This window comes from Dyella japonica DSM 16301 (assembly GCF_001010355.1).
Lineage (GTDB): Bacteria > Pseudomonadota > Gammaproteobacteria > Xanthomonadales > Rhodanobacteraceae > Dyella > Dyella japonica.
The window spans coordinates 19,938-33,843 of sequence record NZ_JPLA01000016.1 but is presented as its reverse complement, the minus strand read 5'-3'; the positions used below and the strand labels follow the sequence as shown (position 1 = coordinate 33,843).

Sequence of the window (13,906 nt, the reverse complement as noted above, 5' to 3'; positions counted from 1 at the left end):
ACAAGCCTACGGAGCGGTACGCCGCAGCGTGGCTGTCGCGCACAGGGTGCGCTCCCACAGACAAGCAGGCTCGGCAAATGTCGGAAGGGACACCTAAAGCCGATGCGAAGCGAGGCATCGCTTTAAATCCTCAGCGATTCGGGCGCGTTGCGCAGCGCTTTGAAGTACCTCCTGTGTGCCCTCGGAGGTTGCCCCCTGACGGCCTGCCTCAAGCGTTCGGGCTTATCCCAACACAATGCTGCGGGCGTTTTAGGCCATTCTCTTTGGGTTACTTTTCTCTTGGGCCAGCAAGAGAAAAGTGACTCGAGCGGCGGCAGCCGTTCGAAACGCCCGCCGCGTAGGCGGCCAGATCGTGGTATCGCGACGATCGAAGCGCAAAGTCGCTGGATCCCTGCTTTCGCAGGGATGACGAGCAAGTGAGTTCTGCGCCAGGATGAAGAGCGAAGTCAGCGATGATCCAACGCCTCATCCAACACACCCAGCAACTCCTCATTGCGATCCAAACTCTGCTCCCAATACATCACCCCTCCCAACCCCTTGGCCTTGACGAAACCCGCCTTCGCACGCAACGACTGCGGATCCTCATAGGTAACGAACGTCCGCGTCTTGGCATTCCACAAGTAAGGCGCCTGCGCCTTCGCATCCCAGTGCCGCACATAACCGTTCTTGTCGATATAGCTGGTCACCAACTCCTGCCATGAAGGACTGCCCGCGTACTTGGTGTACTTCTGCTGCAGGCCATCGTGCGCCGGATCGACACCGGCGAACTCACGCCCGTAGAACGCCGCCCCAAGATTGAGCTTCTTCGCCGGCACGCCCGCCGCAAGGAACTGCGCCACCGCCTTGTCGCCGGCGCGATCGTCTGCCGGAGCAACATCGGCCAGATGCAGGCCGGCGTGATGCCCGGTGGTCGGTGTCAAGCTGTTGTGGAAGTCGTAGGTCATCAGGTTGATCCAGTCGAGCGAGCGCGACACGCGCTCCAGCTCGATGCCCGCCACGAACTCTCCGTCGGCGGCAGCAATGGTCAGCAAATAATGGCGACCCTGATATGCAGCGCCCAGCTTGTCCAGGCGAGCGCGCAGCGTTTCCAGCAAGAGGCTGAAATTGCGCTTGTCCTCAGGGCGATGGCTGATCCCCGGGCCCGCCAGTGTCGGATATTCCCAGTCCAGATCCACCCCATCCACATCGTATTTCTCGATGAAGGCGGCCACGCTGTCAGCCATGCGCTGGCGCGTGTCGGCGGTCAGGGCCACATCGGAGAAATAGTCCGCGCCCCAGCCGCCGATGGAGACAATGATCTTGAGGTTGGGATTGATCTTGCGCAGACCGGTGAAGGTCGCCAGCGTCTGGCTTGCGACGGGGCTGGGGAATTGCACATCCCCTTTGGCGTCCACCTTCGCAAACGCATAGTTGATGACGTCGAGCTTCCGTGCGCTCACCGGCGGCAGCGGCTGGGCATCGGAGACATAGCCGACGATGCGGTAATCTGCCGCAGGGGGTGCGGCCTGGGCCTGGGCCCCGCTCCATGCAGCGCCCAAGGCCATCGCCATCGTCAGCGCTGCCTTCAGGCCGCGGCAATTTCCCGCATTTTCCAGCCTTTCTTTCATGCTCGGTCCTTTGCGTGTGACGTTGCGCAGCGCAGGGGCGCGCCTGCACCCTCCCCCTACTGTGCAGCCTTGCACTGATTGGAATCAGTGGCTTGCGACATGTTGTCCGTTCGTGAACGCTACGACTATACTTCCGAGACTTTCACCATGTACCAGCCGGAATCGTGGGGACGATGCTGATGACTCGACTGCAACTGCTTGGCCTGACCGTGGCCGCAGCTCTTTTCGCCACTGCCAGCGTGCATGCCGAGGGTGATAAAGCTGCCGGACGCAAGTTGATCTATACGTGCAATGGTTGCCATGGTGTGCCCGGTTACGCCAACGCGTACCCGAACTATCCGGTGCCGCGCATCGCCGGCCAGAACCAGCAATACATCATCAGTGCACTGCACGAATACAAGGCCGGCGAGCGCAAGCATCCGACCATGATGGCCCAGGCGCAGAGTCTGTCCGACCAGGACATCCAGGACATTGCCGCCTACCTGTCCAGCCTCGCCAAGTAAGCCAAGGACCCGAACGCATGCATCGTGCACTCACCCTGCTTTCCTTCGGCGCCGTCCTGGCGTTCGCTTCCACCCAGCTGCTGGCTGCCGGCAATATCGAAAACGGCAAGCAGAAGGCAGCCACCTGCTTCGCCTGCCACGGCACCGACGGCAACTCGATCGATCCGCAGTACCCGCGCCTGGCCGGCCAGTACAACATGTACCTGCAGCAGGCCCTCAACGAGTACAAGACCGGCCAGCGCGACAACGCCATCATGAAGGGCTTCGTGGCGCAGCTGTCGGACCAGGACATCCAGGACGTCGCCGCCTACTTCTCCAGCCTGCCGACCAAGCTCGATACGCTGCAAGGTCATATCCAGGGCGACAAGTAAGCCGCACCCGCAATAAGAGAAAAGGCCCGCATCGCGCGGGCCTTTTCTTTTGGACGTCCAGACGGCTGTCGCTCAACCCAGCGCGGACTGGCCTTCCTTCTTGCTGTAGTACGGATTGCTGCCGCCGCTGTGATCGGTGGCGTCACGCACTTCGGTGATTTCCGGCACGCGTTCGCGCAGAGTCTTTTCCACGCCGTGCTTGAGCGTGACATCGACCATGCCGCAACCGTGGCAACCGCCGCCGAACTGCAGGATCACCACGCCGTTCGCATTCACTTCCAGCAGGCTCACGCGGCCGCCGTGCGAGGCGATCTTCGGATTGACCTCGGCCTCGAGCACATAGCGCACGCGTTCGATCAGGCCGGCTTCTTCGCCCGGGATCTCGCCCTTGATGCGCGGCGCGCGGATATTGAGCTGGCCGCCCGTGGCGTTCGGCTCGAAATCGATGCTTGCGCCCTCCAGCCACGGAGCGCTGTCGCCTTCCACGTTGAAGTCGAAACCATCGCAGACGATGGTCCATTCCTGCCCGGTCAATTCATCGGGCTCGGCAAACTCCAGCTCGCAATTGGCCGCCGGCGTACCCGGCGAGGTCACGCGCAGGCGGATGCTCAGCCCTTCGATGCCCTGCTGCGAAAGCAGGCGCAGGAAGTGCCGCTGCGCGCGTTCTGAAATGTCGATCATGTCTACTCCAGCTGAAACACCGGCCTGGCCGGGAATACAGCACCATTTTAGTCCTATTTTGCGTCGCCTGCCCGGCTTTGACTTTTCCTGGCGTAGCTTCGACGCTTCGCACCTTTCTCTCACGACGGACGATTCGCCATGAACCTCAGCCAACTCGCCAGCCAGCACTGCACGCCGCGCAAGGGCAAGGAACACGCGCTGGACGCCGCCAAGCTCAAGGAGCTGCTCGCCGTGCTGCCCGGCTGGAAAGTCACCGACGACGGCAAGGCCATCGTCAAGGATTTCAAGTTCCCTGACTTTCACCACACGCTTGGCTTCATCAATGCGGTTGGCTTCATGGCCAATCAAGAGGACCACCACCCGGATCTTGAAGCCGGCTACGGCCACTGCCAGCTGCTGTGGTCCACCCACGATGTCGGCGGCTTGTCGATGAACGACATCATTTGCGCGGCGCGCGTCGACGTTCTGCTCGAGCGTTGACCTCTACGCGCCCCACGCTGCGCCTGCTTCCCGTTGCGGGGTTCCTCGCAGCGGTGGCGGTGTTGCTGTGGTGCATGGCCGCGCTGTCCGGCTGGATCACGCGCGGCCAGTTGATTCACCAGGCCAGCCACGATGTCGCGACGCTGCGTGCTGGCAAGCCGCTGTGGCAATGGCAGCTGCGCCAACCCTCCGACCTAGTGGCCAGCCGCGTGTTCGGCGCGGCCGACCTCGAGGCCATGCCCCATGGCCTGGTGATCACCAGCCGCGACGGCACGCCGTTTGAAGTCGGCCTGCCACTGGCCGTTCCCGTCGATCTCGCCCACTGGCCGCTGCTGCGCGTCGATATGCAGGGTAACCGCGAGGGCGTTCTGGACGTGAGCTATCAGTCGACCGAGTCGGGAACGCCCTGCGCCGCCGATCGCGCGGCGATGATTCCGACCAGCGCGGCCACGCTATCCATCGATCTGGCGAACGAGGCGTGGCGAACCGTCGATGGGGCGCCCTGCCAAGCCCCGGACGTAGTGGCCTACCTGCTGCGATTGAGGGTGACGATGCCAGCGGGCGCGACGCTGGCCCTGCACTCGGTCGCACTGGCCACGCCTGAGCCGGCCAAACTCCCGCCAACGATCGACCGCCAGACCGCCGACATCCGCTTGCCCGGCTCCGAATCATCGGCCAACTGGACACCCGCAGCCCGGCAAGTGGCCGGCTACCGGACACCGGTGATCCGCCTGCCGGAAGGCGCCACCGCGGAAGCCATGCTGTTGTGGCGGGACCGGGTACGCCAATACTGGCCGGCCGCCGTCGTTCTTCCATTCGGACAGGCACTGCCGCGCGCCACCTCGAACCACATGCCGACCTGGCTCGACGCCGGCGTGGCTGCACTCTATCTCGCGTCGCTGGTCTGGCTGGCCATCCGCCAGCGTCCCGGTGTGGTGCGGCCGTGGACCGAAGTGGCCGCGATTGCGTTCGGCCCGCTCTGGCTGATTGCCGGACTGCGCTGGGGGCCCGGCGCATCCATCCCGGGCATCACCGCCTTTCTGGCGGCACTGATCTATGGCGGCCAGAGCGAATGGCGCCGGCGGCCAGTGGAATGGGGCTGGTTCGGACGAACCTGGTCCGACTGGATCTATCCCCTGCTACCTTTGCCCGTCGCCCTCGCGCTGACGCTGGCCGACGGCCACCACCTGCTCCATCTTGATGCTCGCCACATCGCGGCCTATTTGGCCTGGGCGCTACTGCAACAGTGGGCCATGCTTGCCCTGGTCATGGGACGGCTGGAACGCACCGGACTGCCACGCCCAGCCATCCTGCTGGTCACGGCCACTCTGTTCGGCCTGCTGCACACCCCGAACGGCTCATTGATGCAGCTGTGCCTGGCCGCCGAACTTTGGTGGGCGTGGAGCTTCATGCGCTCGCCGCGGCTGCTGCCGATCGCCGTGGCCCACGCCGCCAGCGCGCTACTTGTGGAAAGTGGGCTTACCGGCCATCTCCTGCGTTCGCTCGAGGTGAGCGCGCGCTTTTTCCAGTAGACGACGGATCTTGTTGCCCTTCACGGCCAGAACGTCGAGGAAATCCTTTAGATCGTCGGGCATCGGCGCCGAAAAGCTATAGGAACGACCATCCAGCTCGAAACTCATGTGCGACGCATGCAGGAACAGCCGGTTGAGGCCCAGCTCCTTCATGCCCTTGTTGATCTCTTTGTCGCCGTACTTCGGATCGCCCGCCAATGGATGGCCGATATGGGCGGCATGGACGCGAATCTGGTGCGTGCGGCCGGTGCCCAGGGTCGCCTGCATCAGGCGGCCGCCAGGGTACTGTTCCATTTCCTGGAAGAAGGTCAGCGACGGCTTGCCGTTGTCGGACACCCTCACCATACGCTCGCCGCCCTGCAGCACGGACTTGAGCAGCGGCGCGTTCACGCTGAACTTGGCCTTGTTCGGATGACCGACCATCAGGCACAGGTACTGCTTCACCACCGAGCCGTCGCGGATGGCCGCCTGCAGCCCGGTAAGGCCGGCGCGGGTCTTGGCGAACACCAGCACGCCGCTGGTATCGCGGTCGAGGCGATGGACCAGCTCGATATGTTCGTTCGGACGGGCCGCCCGCAGCAGTTCGATGGCGCCGTGGCTGACGCCGCTGCCGCCGTGGCTGGCGATGCCGGTGGCCTTGTCGATGGCCAGGAAATGCTTGTCTTCGAAGATGATTGAATCAGTGATGGCTGAGACCATGCCCGCCGAGGGGCCCTTGGTCTCGGCTTTTTCGGCCACCCGAACCGGCGGAATCCGCAGCATATCGCCCGCCGCGAGACGCGTATCGGGCTTGGCGCGCTTACCGTTCACACGCACCTGTCCGGTGCGCAGAATGCGGTAAATCATGCTCTTTGGTACCCCCTTGAGCAGCGTCATGAGCGCATTGTCGATGCGCTGACCGTCCCGCTCGGGGCCGATCTCAACTTGACGCACACCGTGAGGTGCGTCGGGGGAAGTTACCGTCTGCATTGAATAAAACCTGCCGAAATAGGATACTCGGGCGGCGTTTGGTCTTGCCCCGCCGAAGTTCGGATAGGGGCGGGACACCCACCCCGTGACGTCGGCGAGGATAGCGCCGGTCGCCTCTTTGGCAGCCGGTTGCTGCTCCCTTACATCGTAACGGTTCGGGTTGTCGTTTGTCCGGTTTCCAAGGGAACCCGGGGCGGCTGGCGCGACCTAAGAATCATCCCGGCACCGAGAACGATGCCGTCATTTGCCGCTTAACCGCAGCGGCGCGATCCCCGGCAGGCCGCCGAAGTGACTGGCGCCACCGAGGCACGCGACGCGCGGCAAGCCGAGGAAAAATTACAATGAAACGTATGTTGATCAACGCAACTCAGCGTGAAGAGTTGCGTGTGGCCATCGTCGATGGCCAGACCCTTTACGATCTCGATATCGAAATCCCGTCCCGCGAACAGAAAAAGGCCAATATCTACAAGGGCCGCATCACGCGCGTGGAACCGTCCCTGGAAGCCTGCTTCGTCGACTACGGCGCCGAACGCCACGGCTTCTTGCCGCTGAAGGAAGTCGCCCGCGAGTACTTCACGCCGGGCTTGGACCCCAACAAGGCGAACATTCGCGACCTCATCAAGGAAGGTCACGAAGTGGTCGTGCAGGTGGAGAAAGAGGAGCGCGGCAACAAGGGCGCCGCCCTGACCACCTTCATCAGCCTCGCCGGCCGTTACATGGTGCTGATGCCGAACAACCCCAAAGCGGGTGGCGTGTCGCGTCGCATCGAAGGCGAAGACCGCCAGGCGCTTAAGGAAGCGCTGGAGCATCTGAACGTCCCCGACGACGTCGGCCTGATCGTGCGCACCGCCGGCCTCGGCCGCGACGCCGAAGAGCTGCAGTGGGACCTCGATTACCTGCTCCAGCTGTGGAAGGCCATTTCCGGCGCCGCCCAGGCGCAGAAGGCCCCGTTCCTGATCTATCAGGAATCGAAGCTATTCATCCGCGCCCTGCGCGACTACCTGCGCAACGACATTGGCGAGATCCTCATCGACGAGGAATCGCTGTACAACGACGCGCGCGAGTTCATGCAGCAGGTGATGCCCAACGCCCTGCGCAAGCTCAAGATGTACCGCGACGAGACCCCGCTGTTCTCGCGCTACCAGATCGAAACCCAGATCGAGAGCGTGTTCGACCGCCAGGTCCGCCTGCCCTCCGGCGGCTCGATCGTGGTCGACCAGACCGAAGCCCTGACCGCCATCGACATCAACTCGTCGAAGGCCACCAAGGGCAGCGACATCGAAGAAACCGCGTTCAACACGAACCTGGAAGCGGCGGTGGAAATCGCCCGCCAGCTGCGCATCCGCGATGCCGGCGGCCTGATCGTGATCGACTTCATCGACATGGACAGCCCCAAGCACCAGCGCGAAGTGGAAGAGCGTCTCAAGGACGCCCTGAAGCTGGACCGCGCCCGCGTGCAGATCGGTCGCATCTCGCGCTTCGGCCTGCTGGAGATGTCGCGCCAGCGCCTGCGTCCGAGCCTGGGCGAAGCCACTCAGATCGTGTGCCCGCGCTGCGAAGGCCACGGCCATATCCGCGGCGTCGAGTCACTGGCGCTGTCCACCCTGCGCCTGATCGAAGAGCACGCGATGAAGGACAACACCGGCCAGGTGCTGGTGCAGGCCCCGCCGACCGTGGCCAACTTCATGCTCAACGAAAAGCGCGCCAGCGTGGTTGAGATCGAGCTGCGCAACAAGGTGCACGTGGTCATCGTGGCGGACGACAAGCTCGAGACGCCGCACATCGAAATCCAGCGCATCCGCGAAGCGGACATGGGCGAGCACAGCAAGCCCAGCTACGAGCGTCTCACCGCCGTCGAAGCGTCCGCCGTACCGAAGATGGGCCAGGCGCTGGGCAGCAGCGAGCAGCCCGCCGTCAGCGGCATCGTGCCGTCGTCGCCGGCTCCCGTGCGCGAAGAAAGTGCCGCCGAGCCCGCGACGCAGGCACCGGCCGCGCGCCAGCCGGCTGCCGCACCGGCTCCCGCCGGCGGCGTGATCTCGCGCCTGCTCGGCTGGTTCCGTGGTAGCGCCGCTCCGGCCGCTCCGGCCCCGGTCGTCAAGGCCGAACCGGCAGCGTCCAACCGCAACAACAACCGCCGTGACGAGCGCGGACGCCCGGCTCAGGGCGGCCAGCAAGGCAATCGCCAGCAGCAGCGCCGTGAGCAGCCGCAGCAGGGCCAGAAGGGCCAGCAGCAGGCCAAGGGCGGCCGCCAGCAGCAGCCCAAGCAAGAGCGCCCGCCGCAGGCCCAGCAGCAGCCCAAGCAGGATCGTCAGCAGCAGCCCAAGGCCGACGGCCAGCAGGCAGCCCAGGGCGAGCGCAAGCAGCAACAGCCGCGCCAGGAGCAGCAGCCGCGCCAGCCGCGTCAGCCGCAGGGTCAGGGCCAGCAGGCTCAGACCGCCGCCACCGTTGCCACCGCACCGGCAGCCAGCCATGCCCTGGCAGAGCGCCCCGCCAACACCGCGGACGCCGAGCTGATCAAGAACCAGAACCTGGTGGCTCCGGGCGAAACCACCGGTGAAGCCGTTGCTGTCGATACGGCTCCGGCCGTCGCGGGCGCCGCGGAAGCCGAGGGCGGCCAGTCGCGTCGTCGTCGTGGCCGTCGCGGTGGCCGTCGCCGCCGCCGTCATGAAGACGCCACCCAGAACGGAGCACAGGCTTCGGCATCCGCCGACGGCCAGGACTTCGATGACCTGGACGATGAAGACCGGTCCGAGGCAGCAAACGCTGCCGCCCCCGCTGCGACCCCGGCCCCGGTGGCCCAGGTCACGGCCGCAGTGGTCAGCACGGCCGCTACCGCTGCCGTGGTGCATGCGACCCGTGAGGAATCGCCGGTCGCTACGTTCGACGTGGCGCCGATCAAGTCCGAAGATGCCGCTGCCGTTGCCGCGCCGCCGGCACCGGCACACGCACCCGAGCAGGTGATCAGCGCCGTGGCGCCCACCTCGTTCAATCTGCCGACGCTGCCGCCGATTCCGGCCGCCGAAGCCGTGGTGGAACACGTCGCCGAGCATGTGCAGATCGAAGCGCCAGCCTTCCGCGAAGCGTCGAATGCCACGCCGGCGCACGAAGAACCCGCCATGGCGACAGCCGCTCCGGTGTTCGAAGCCGCGACGCACAGCCCGATCACCGACGTCCCTGCGAGCGCCACGCACGCCGTGGAACCGGTAGTCACCCCGGTTACCGTCGAGGCCGCACCGATCGAAGCCACCACGACCATCGACTTCCGCGCGCATCTCGATGTGTCGCCGAAGATCGAGCCGGTGTCGGCGACGATCAGTCACGCTGCCGTTGCTGAGCCTGTCGCCCCCGCAGCCGCGGAGCACAACGAGGTAGCGGTCAAGACCGAGCACCTGGTTGAGCCCGAAGCGACACCGGTGGCTTCACCCGCACAGGGCGATCTGCTGGCGCACGCCGCACTGTCGCAGCCGCAGGCCGTCGAGCCGGCAGCACCGCATGCGGTCGCTGAGGAAGGCGCCGACGAGGTCAAGAAGGACGCCTCCTCGCACGGTTGAGGACGCGCTTAGCCGAACAAAAAAGCCGGACGCAAGTCCGGCTTTTTTTGTGCCTGCCTTTGAAGAAGATCAGCCGCCAGGCTGGTTGTTGCCCACTTGGTTGTTGTGGGTGTCGAGCAGGCCGTGGATCGTCATCAGGTGGGCCAGGCTGATCACATGATCCACCTGCAGCTTTTCCATCAGACGCTGCTTATAGGTGGAGACGGTCTTGGGGCTGAGATTGAGCTGCTCGCCGATCATGGTGAGAGCCTTGCCGCGGACCAGCATCATGGCCACTTCAAGCTCACGGCTGGACAAGGCATCAAACGGGGAACCCTCCCCGTCCAGAGTCGCCAGCGCCAGCTGCTGTGCCACCGCCGGAGCCAGGTAGCGCCGACCGGACGCGACCTGGCGCACTGCGTCGAGCAGTTCTTCGGAGGTGCAACCCTTGGTGAGATAGCCCAGCGCGCCGGCGTCGAGCAAGCGCTTGGGAAAACGCGCGTCGTCCACCACGGTGACGATGATGATGTGGGTGGCCAGCTTGGAGCGCGATACGCGTTCGGTGAGCTCGATGCCACTCATGCCGGGCATATGGACATCCACCAGGGCGATATCCGGCGCCTTCGCACGGATCAGTCTCAGCCCTTCTTCGGCCGTTCCCGCTTCGCCGCAGATCTGAATATCCGGCTGCTGCTGCAGGATCATCCTGAACCCTGTGCGCACCAGCTCGTGATCGTCAATTAAAACTACCTTGATCACCAGTCTCCCTCCTTGGGTTTGTCCTAATGACCATAGGCCGCCGCCTGGGTTAATGCAAGCAGCTGAACTACTTAAAAAACAGATCCACAATAAGGGCCTACCGACGCGAACGGCATTGCCTTACACGTCTCATCGCCAGCACGCTGACGAGCTTATTCGACGCCGGTTGACCAGTTCCGCAAGGCCACCGCATCGAGGTCGAAATCCTCGACCATCACCGTCATTTCGTGGCCATGCTCATCGACCCACTGCTGCTCGCCAACACGACGAGCCACGCCCCGGATGATCGCGCCCTGCTCGATCCTGCCGGCGCTCTTGCACTGGCCCACGACAAAGCCTTCGGGCAATTGCGCCGCCACGCGATCTTCAAAAGGGCCGAGTAGTCTGATGCCGCTCATGACATCCCTCGATAGTGCGAAGCGCAGCGATGATCGTGCGAATGGTGCCCGGACCCGGGATCGAACCGGGATACCCTTGCGGGTGAGGGATTTTAAGTCCCTTGCGTCTACCAGTTTCGCCATCCGGGCCGATACGGAAGGATGCGCATCCTAGCACGCGTGCGACAGGCGCCCGCAGTGGGGAGACCAAGAAAAAACCCGCCTGGTGGCGGGTTGATTGTGCTGCGCAATGGAGGCCTGGGTCGGAATCGAACCGGCGTACACGGCTTTGCAGGGCGCTGTACAAATAGAGCAATCAGTAACTTAGCGTAATGCCCACACGAATCGCCGCGCAGGTTGTGCGCCAGCAAACGTCGCTACTGGTTTGATCCCTTCGACGGCCCAAGCACGTCGCGGTATTGCTGCAGGTGCTTCTCCGTCGGAACAAACGGCTCTTCGCCATACCAGCCGCAGATGTCGGCGTACGCCGCGAACGCCAGGCTGCACGCTTCGCAGCCGCACTCGCCAGCGCAGCGCGATTTGCAATCGCGATTGCATGTGCAGGGGATCGGCGGATCAAAGTCGAGGTTGTAGCCGCCGGCGTAGCGCAGCCTCCCCTCTTCGGTCGGAGGCGGAAGGTCGGGCGATTCAGTGGTCATAGCTCAATGCGCTCTACTAAGTCGGCGCCTTTGTTGGCGGGGGAACCGACGTCTTTGGATACGGGGTAGTACACCAGGTCCGCGTGACCGCGATCGGCCAGCAATTGCTTGGCAGTCTCGACGTCGCCTGTGAGCCAATCCTGCCAGGCTTCGGGCTCGAGGATCACTGGCTGCCGGTCGTGGATGTCGTGCGACACCGGCCCGGCTTCACCCACGATGATGGTGAAGGTGTTGAGCCGCTCGCCATCGGGGTTCTCTCGATCGCGCCAGCTTTCCCAAAGGCCACAGAAGAGAGACAGGTCGCCGTGGGGGTCGTGGATGAAATATGGCTGCTTATCCTTCGGTCCGGGTCCGGTTTTCTTCCACTCGTAGTAGCCCGATGCGGGCACCAATGCGCGGCGCGCTTTAAAGGCATCGCGGAATGAGCGGAGAGTTTCGACCGTCTCAACCTTGGCGTTGATCGTGCTGTAGGTCATCTTCGGTTCTTTCGACCAAAACGGCACCAGCCCCCACTTCAGCCCCTGCACCGTGGTGCCGAGCTTGCCGTACACGATCACCGGCGCCCGGTTGGTCGGCGCGATGTTGTATTGCGGATCGCGCTGATTCACCTCGCTCACCAGGTCGAGCCCGAGCCGGTCCAGCGCCTCTTTCGCGCGCTTCGACAAGCTCACCGGGCCGTACAAGGCGTAGCGTCCGCACATGGTCAGGCCTCCACACTTTGGCCAGGCATCGCATGGAACGCGAGCATGGCCTCGATCCAGGTCGCCGCCCAATCGCAATCGTGCGGATCCGCCTGGCGGCGAATGGCATCGGCACGCTCGGCGAACTCCGGCCAGAAGTGTTCGGGGTCAGGGTGCTCGGCGCGAAGGGGCTCGATTTGGCTCTCAAGCTCCACCAGGAGCCGTCGCAGATCGTCACGGTTCATCGTCATGTTGAAAGGTTACACCCGGCGCCTAGTTCAGGGGCTGGCCGACGCGTGAATCGGGTGGCACCCACGCCGGTACCGACCGCCAATGGTATTTGGCCCAGCGCTCCACGTGCTGCATGGCCTTCTCCTTCGTCAGGTAAGGCCCGTGGTAGGTAATGGGTTCGCGCAGCCCCCGCCCCTTGGGGGTGAAGTTGACCTTCCACTGTCCGTCAAGCATCTGATTCACCGACGCAAACGAGACCGATTTGAAAGGGGCTGCCACCGTTGCCATATAGTGCTCACGCGGCTTTCCGCCGAGCTGCACCTGCTCCCAGTTGATCGTCACGGCCTGGCTCATGGGGCATGAGGATACCGCCCGCTCGTCTCAGGCCCGGCGACCACCGTGCCACAATGGCCCTGGCAATCGCGGAGGCGGCATGGAAGGCAAAGGGTTCCCCGGAGGCTCACGCAAGCGCGTGAACAAGGCTGGCGATCGCGTTCGCGAAAAGACGGCGACGGACGATGACTTCGCCGTCATCAACGAATGGCGCGGTGCCCACCGTTACGTGATCAACACCTTTCAGGCCTCGCTGCGCCAGCGCGCCAAGGCCGCCGGCGAAGGTTTCCATGTTGGCCAACGCCTGAAACGAGCCGCGACCATCTTCGACAAACTTGAGCGCCAGCCAAAGATGGAGCTGGGCCGCATGGATGACGTCGCTGGCGTGCGGCTCATTGTCCCGTCCATCGACGCCTTATACGAGTTTCGCCAGCGGTTCCACGCTGCGCACTTCCAGCACGAGCGCCGCAGCAAGGATGACCAGTACGACTACATCGCCAAGCCCAAATCGAATGGGTATCGGGGTATCCACGATATCTACGCCTACCAGGTGAACTCCAAGCACGCGGAGCGAGCAGCAGGCCTCTTCATTGAGGTGCAGTACCGCACCCTTGTCCAACACGCATGGGCAACGGCGAACGAGGTGATCGGATACATCACCGATAGCGAGCCCAAGTTCGACCGTGGCGACAAGCGAATCGGCGTCTTTATGGAGATCTGTAGCGAGATCCTCGCTCGCGGTCACGAGCAGCGTCCCGGCCCTCACCCTGAGTTGAGTAACAACGCGCTCATCGGCGCCTATGCCGACCTTGAGGCAGAGCTGGGCCTTATGAAGCGCCTTGCGTCCTTGCGCGTGGCCAAGGTCGACATGCCGAAAAATGCCCACTATATCCTGATCTTTAATCGGGAAGGCAAGCTCGAGGTGAAGGAGTACACAAAGAACAAGCGAGCCCTGGCCGCCCTCTTTCACATCGAGGCCGAGCGTCCCGACAGCAACGTGGTGCTGGTGGGCGCATCGAGTCCTGAAGAGGTGCAGTTCGCGTTCCGCAACTACTTCTCCAACACCGTCGACTTCCTTGGGATGATCGCCCAGGGCTTGACCAATATCGTCGACAACGACGAGGGTGGGCGACTGGCCCGCACCCTCTATGCCCTCAAGACTGCGAAGGGACACCCGGACGACTGACGCTTCGT

The 13,906-nt window shown here is 63.8% G+C and carries 15 protein-coding genes and 1 tRNA gene; 6 read left to right on the top strand and 10 right to left on the bottom strand.

Translation table 11 applies throughout. The features are described 5' to 3' along the window. Positions 1 to 446: 446 nt before the first annotated feature. Entirely contained in the window at positions 447 to 1,607 is a 1,161-nt protein-coding gene (locus tag Y882_RS06925; RefSeq protein WP_052949759.1) for a glycoside hydrolase family 18 protein, read from the bottom strand. A 179-nt stretch (positions 1,608 to 1,786) separates the two neighbouring features. On the opposite strand from Y882_RS06925, the gene Y882_RS06920 reads away from it, so the two are divergent. Continuing rightward, positions 1,787 to 2,110: a c-type cytochrome gene (locus tag Y882_RS06920; protein WP_046971176.1), complete on the top strand. Its 324-nt coding sequence runs from the start codon at positions 1,787 to 1,789 to the stop codon at positions 2,108 to 2,110. Between the two features lie 17 nt (positions 2,111 to 2,127). Continuing rightward, positions 2,128 to 2,481, top strand: a complete 354-nt coding sequence (locus Y882_RS06915; RefSeq protein WP_046971168.1) for a c-type cytochrome — start codon at positions 2,128 to 2,130, stop codon at positions 2,479 to 2,481. 72 nt (positions 2,482 to 2,553) lie between these two features. On the opposite strand, the gene Y882_RS06910 is transcribed toward Y882_RS06915, so the two are convergent. Next, a complete protein-coding gene (locus Y882_RS06910) occupies positions 2,554 to 3,162 on the bottom strand; it encodes an NfuA family Fe-S biogenesis protein (RefSeq protein ID WP_046971167.1) in 609 nt (202 codons plus the stop codon). A 138-nt stretch (positions 3,163 to 3,300) separates the two neighbouring features. Between Y882_RS06910 and Y882_RS06905 the strand changes: the two genes are divergently transcribed. Then, positions 3,301 to 3,642, top strand: a complete 342-nt coding sequence (locus Y882_RS06905) for a 4a-hydroxytetrahydrobiopterin dehydratase (RefSeq protein WP_046971166.1) — start codon at positions 3,301 to 3,303, stop codon at positions 3,640 to 3,642. 74 nt (positions 3,643 to 3,716) lie between these two features. Then, positions 3,717 to 5,174: a CPBP family intramembrane glutamic endopeptidase gene (locus Y882_RS06900; RefSeq protein ID WP_046971165.1), complete on the top strand. Its 1,458-nt coding sequence runs from the start codon at positions 3,717 to 3,719 to the stop codon at positions 5,172 to 5,174. Here Y882_RS06900 and Y882_RS06895 read toward each other — a convergent pair. Continuing rightward, entirely contained in the window at positions 5,103 to 6,143 is a 1,041-nt protein-coding gene (locus Y882_RS06895) for an RluA family pseudouridine synthase (RefSeq protein WP_082120983.1), read from the bottom strand. The two genes, Y882_RS06900 and Y882_RS06895, sit on opposite strands and share 72 nt — an antisense overlap. 341 nt (positions 6,144 to 6,484) lie before the next feature. Here Y882_RS06895 and Y882_RS06890 point away from each other — a divergent pair, with 341 nt between their 5' ends. Continuing rightward, on the top strand, positions 6,485 to 9,694 hold the full coding sequence (locus tag Y882_RS06890; RefSeq protein WP_046971164.1) for an Rne/Rng family ribonuclease: 3,210 nt from the start codon (positions 6,485 to 6,487) through the stop codon (positions 9,692 to 9,694). Positions 9,695 to 9,763: 69 nt separating this feature from the next. Here the strand turns inward: Y882_RS06890 and Y882_RS06885 are convergent, their stop codons facing one another. The 7 genes from Y882_RS06885 to Y882_RS06855 all read right to left on the bottom strand — a co-directional run bounded on the left by Y882_RS06885 (position 9,764) and on the right by Y882_RS06855 (position 12,721). Beyond that, a complete protein-coding gene (locus Y882_RS06885) occupies positions 9,764 to 10,432 on the bottom strand; it encodes a response regulator (protein ID WP_046971163.1) in 669 nt (222 codons plus the stop codon). A 152-nt stretch (positions 10,433 to 10,584) separates the two neighbouring features. Then, positions 10,585 to 10,830 carry a hypothetical protein gene (locus Y882_RS06880; protein WP_046971162.1) on the bottom strand — a complete coding sequence of 82 codons (246 nt, stop codon included), beginning with the start codon at positions 10,828 to 10,830 and terminating at the stop codon, positions 10,585 to 10,587. Positions 10,831 to 10,872: 42 nt separating this feature from the next. After that, a tRNA-Leu gene (locus Y882_RS06875) sits at positions 10,873 to 10,959 on the bottom strand. A gap of 227 nt (positions 10,960 to 11,186) precedes the next feature. Beyond that, positions 11,187 to 11,468: a hypothetical protein gene (locus tag Y882_RS06870; RefSeq protein ID WP_052949757.1), complete on the bottom strand. Its 282-nt coding sequence runs from the start codon at positions 11,466 to 11,468 to the stop codon at positions 11,187 to 11,189. Next, positions 11,465 to 12,169, bottom strand: a complete 705-nt coding sequence (locus Y882_RS06865; RefSeq protein WP_046971161.1) for an SOS response-associated peptidase — start codon at positions 12,167 to 12,169, stop codon at positions 11,465 to 11,467. The genes Y882_RS06870 and Y882_RS06865 overlap by 4 nt, the downstream gene beginning before the upstream one ends. Positions 12,170 to 12,171: 2 nt before the next feature. Beyond that, positions 12,172 to 12,399 (bottom strand): hypothetical protein, encoded by a 228-nt coding sequence (locus Y882_RS06860; RefSeq protein ID WP_046971160.1) that lies wholly within the window; start codon positions 12,397 to 12,399, stop codon positions 12,172 to 12,174. Positions 12,400 to 12,421: 22 nt separating this feature from the next. Further along, positions 12,422 to 12,721, bottom strand: coding sequence for a hypothetical protein (locus Y882_RS06855; RefSeq protein ID WP_162207401.1), 300 nt, complete (start codon positions 12,719 to 12,721; stop codon positions 12,422 to 12,424). 91 nt (positions 12,722 to 12,812) lie between these two features. Between Y882_RS06855 and Y882_RS06850 the strand changes: the two genes are divergently transcribed. Then, a complete protein-coding gene (locus tag Y882_RS06850) occupies positions 12,813 to 13,898 on the top strand; it encodes a RelA/SpoT domain-containing protein (RefSeq protein ID WP_082120982.1) in 1,086 nt (361 codons plus the stop codon). Positions 13,899 to 13,906: the final 8 nt, after the last annotated feature.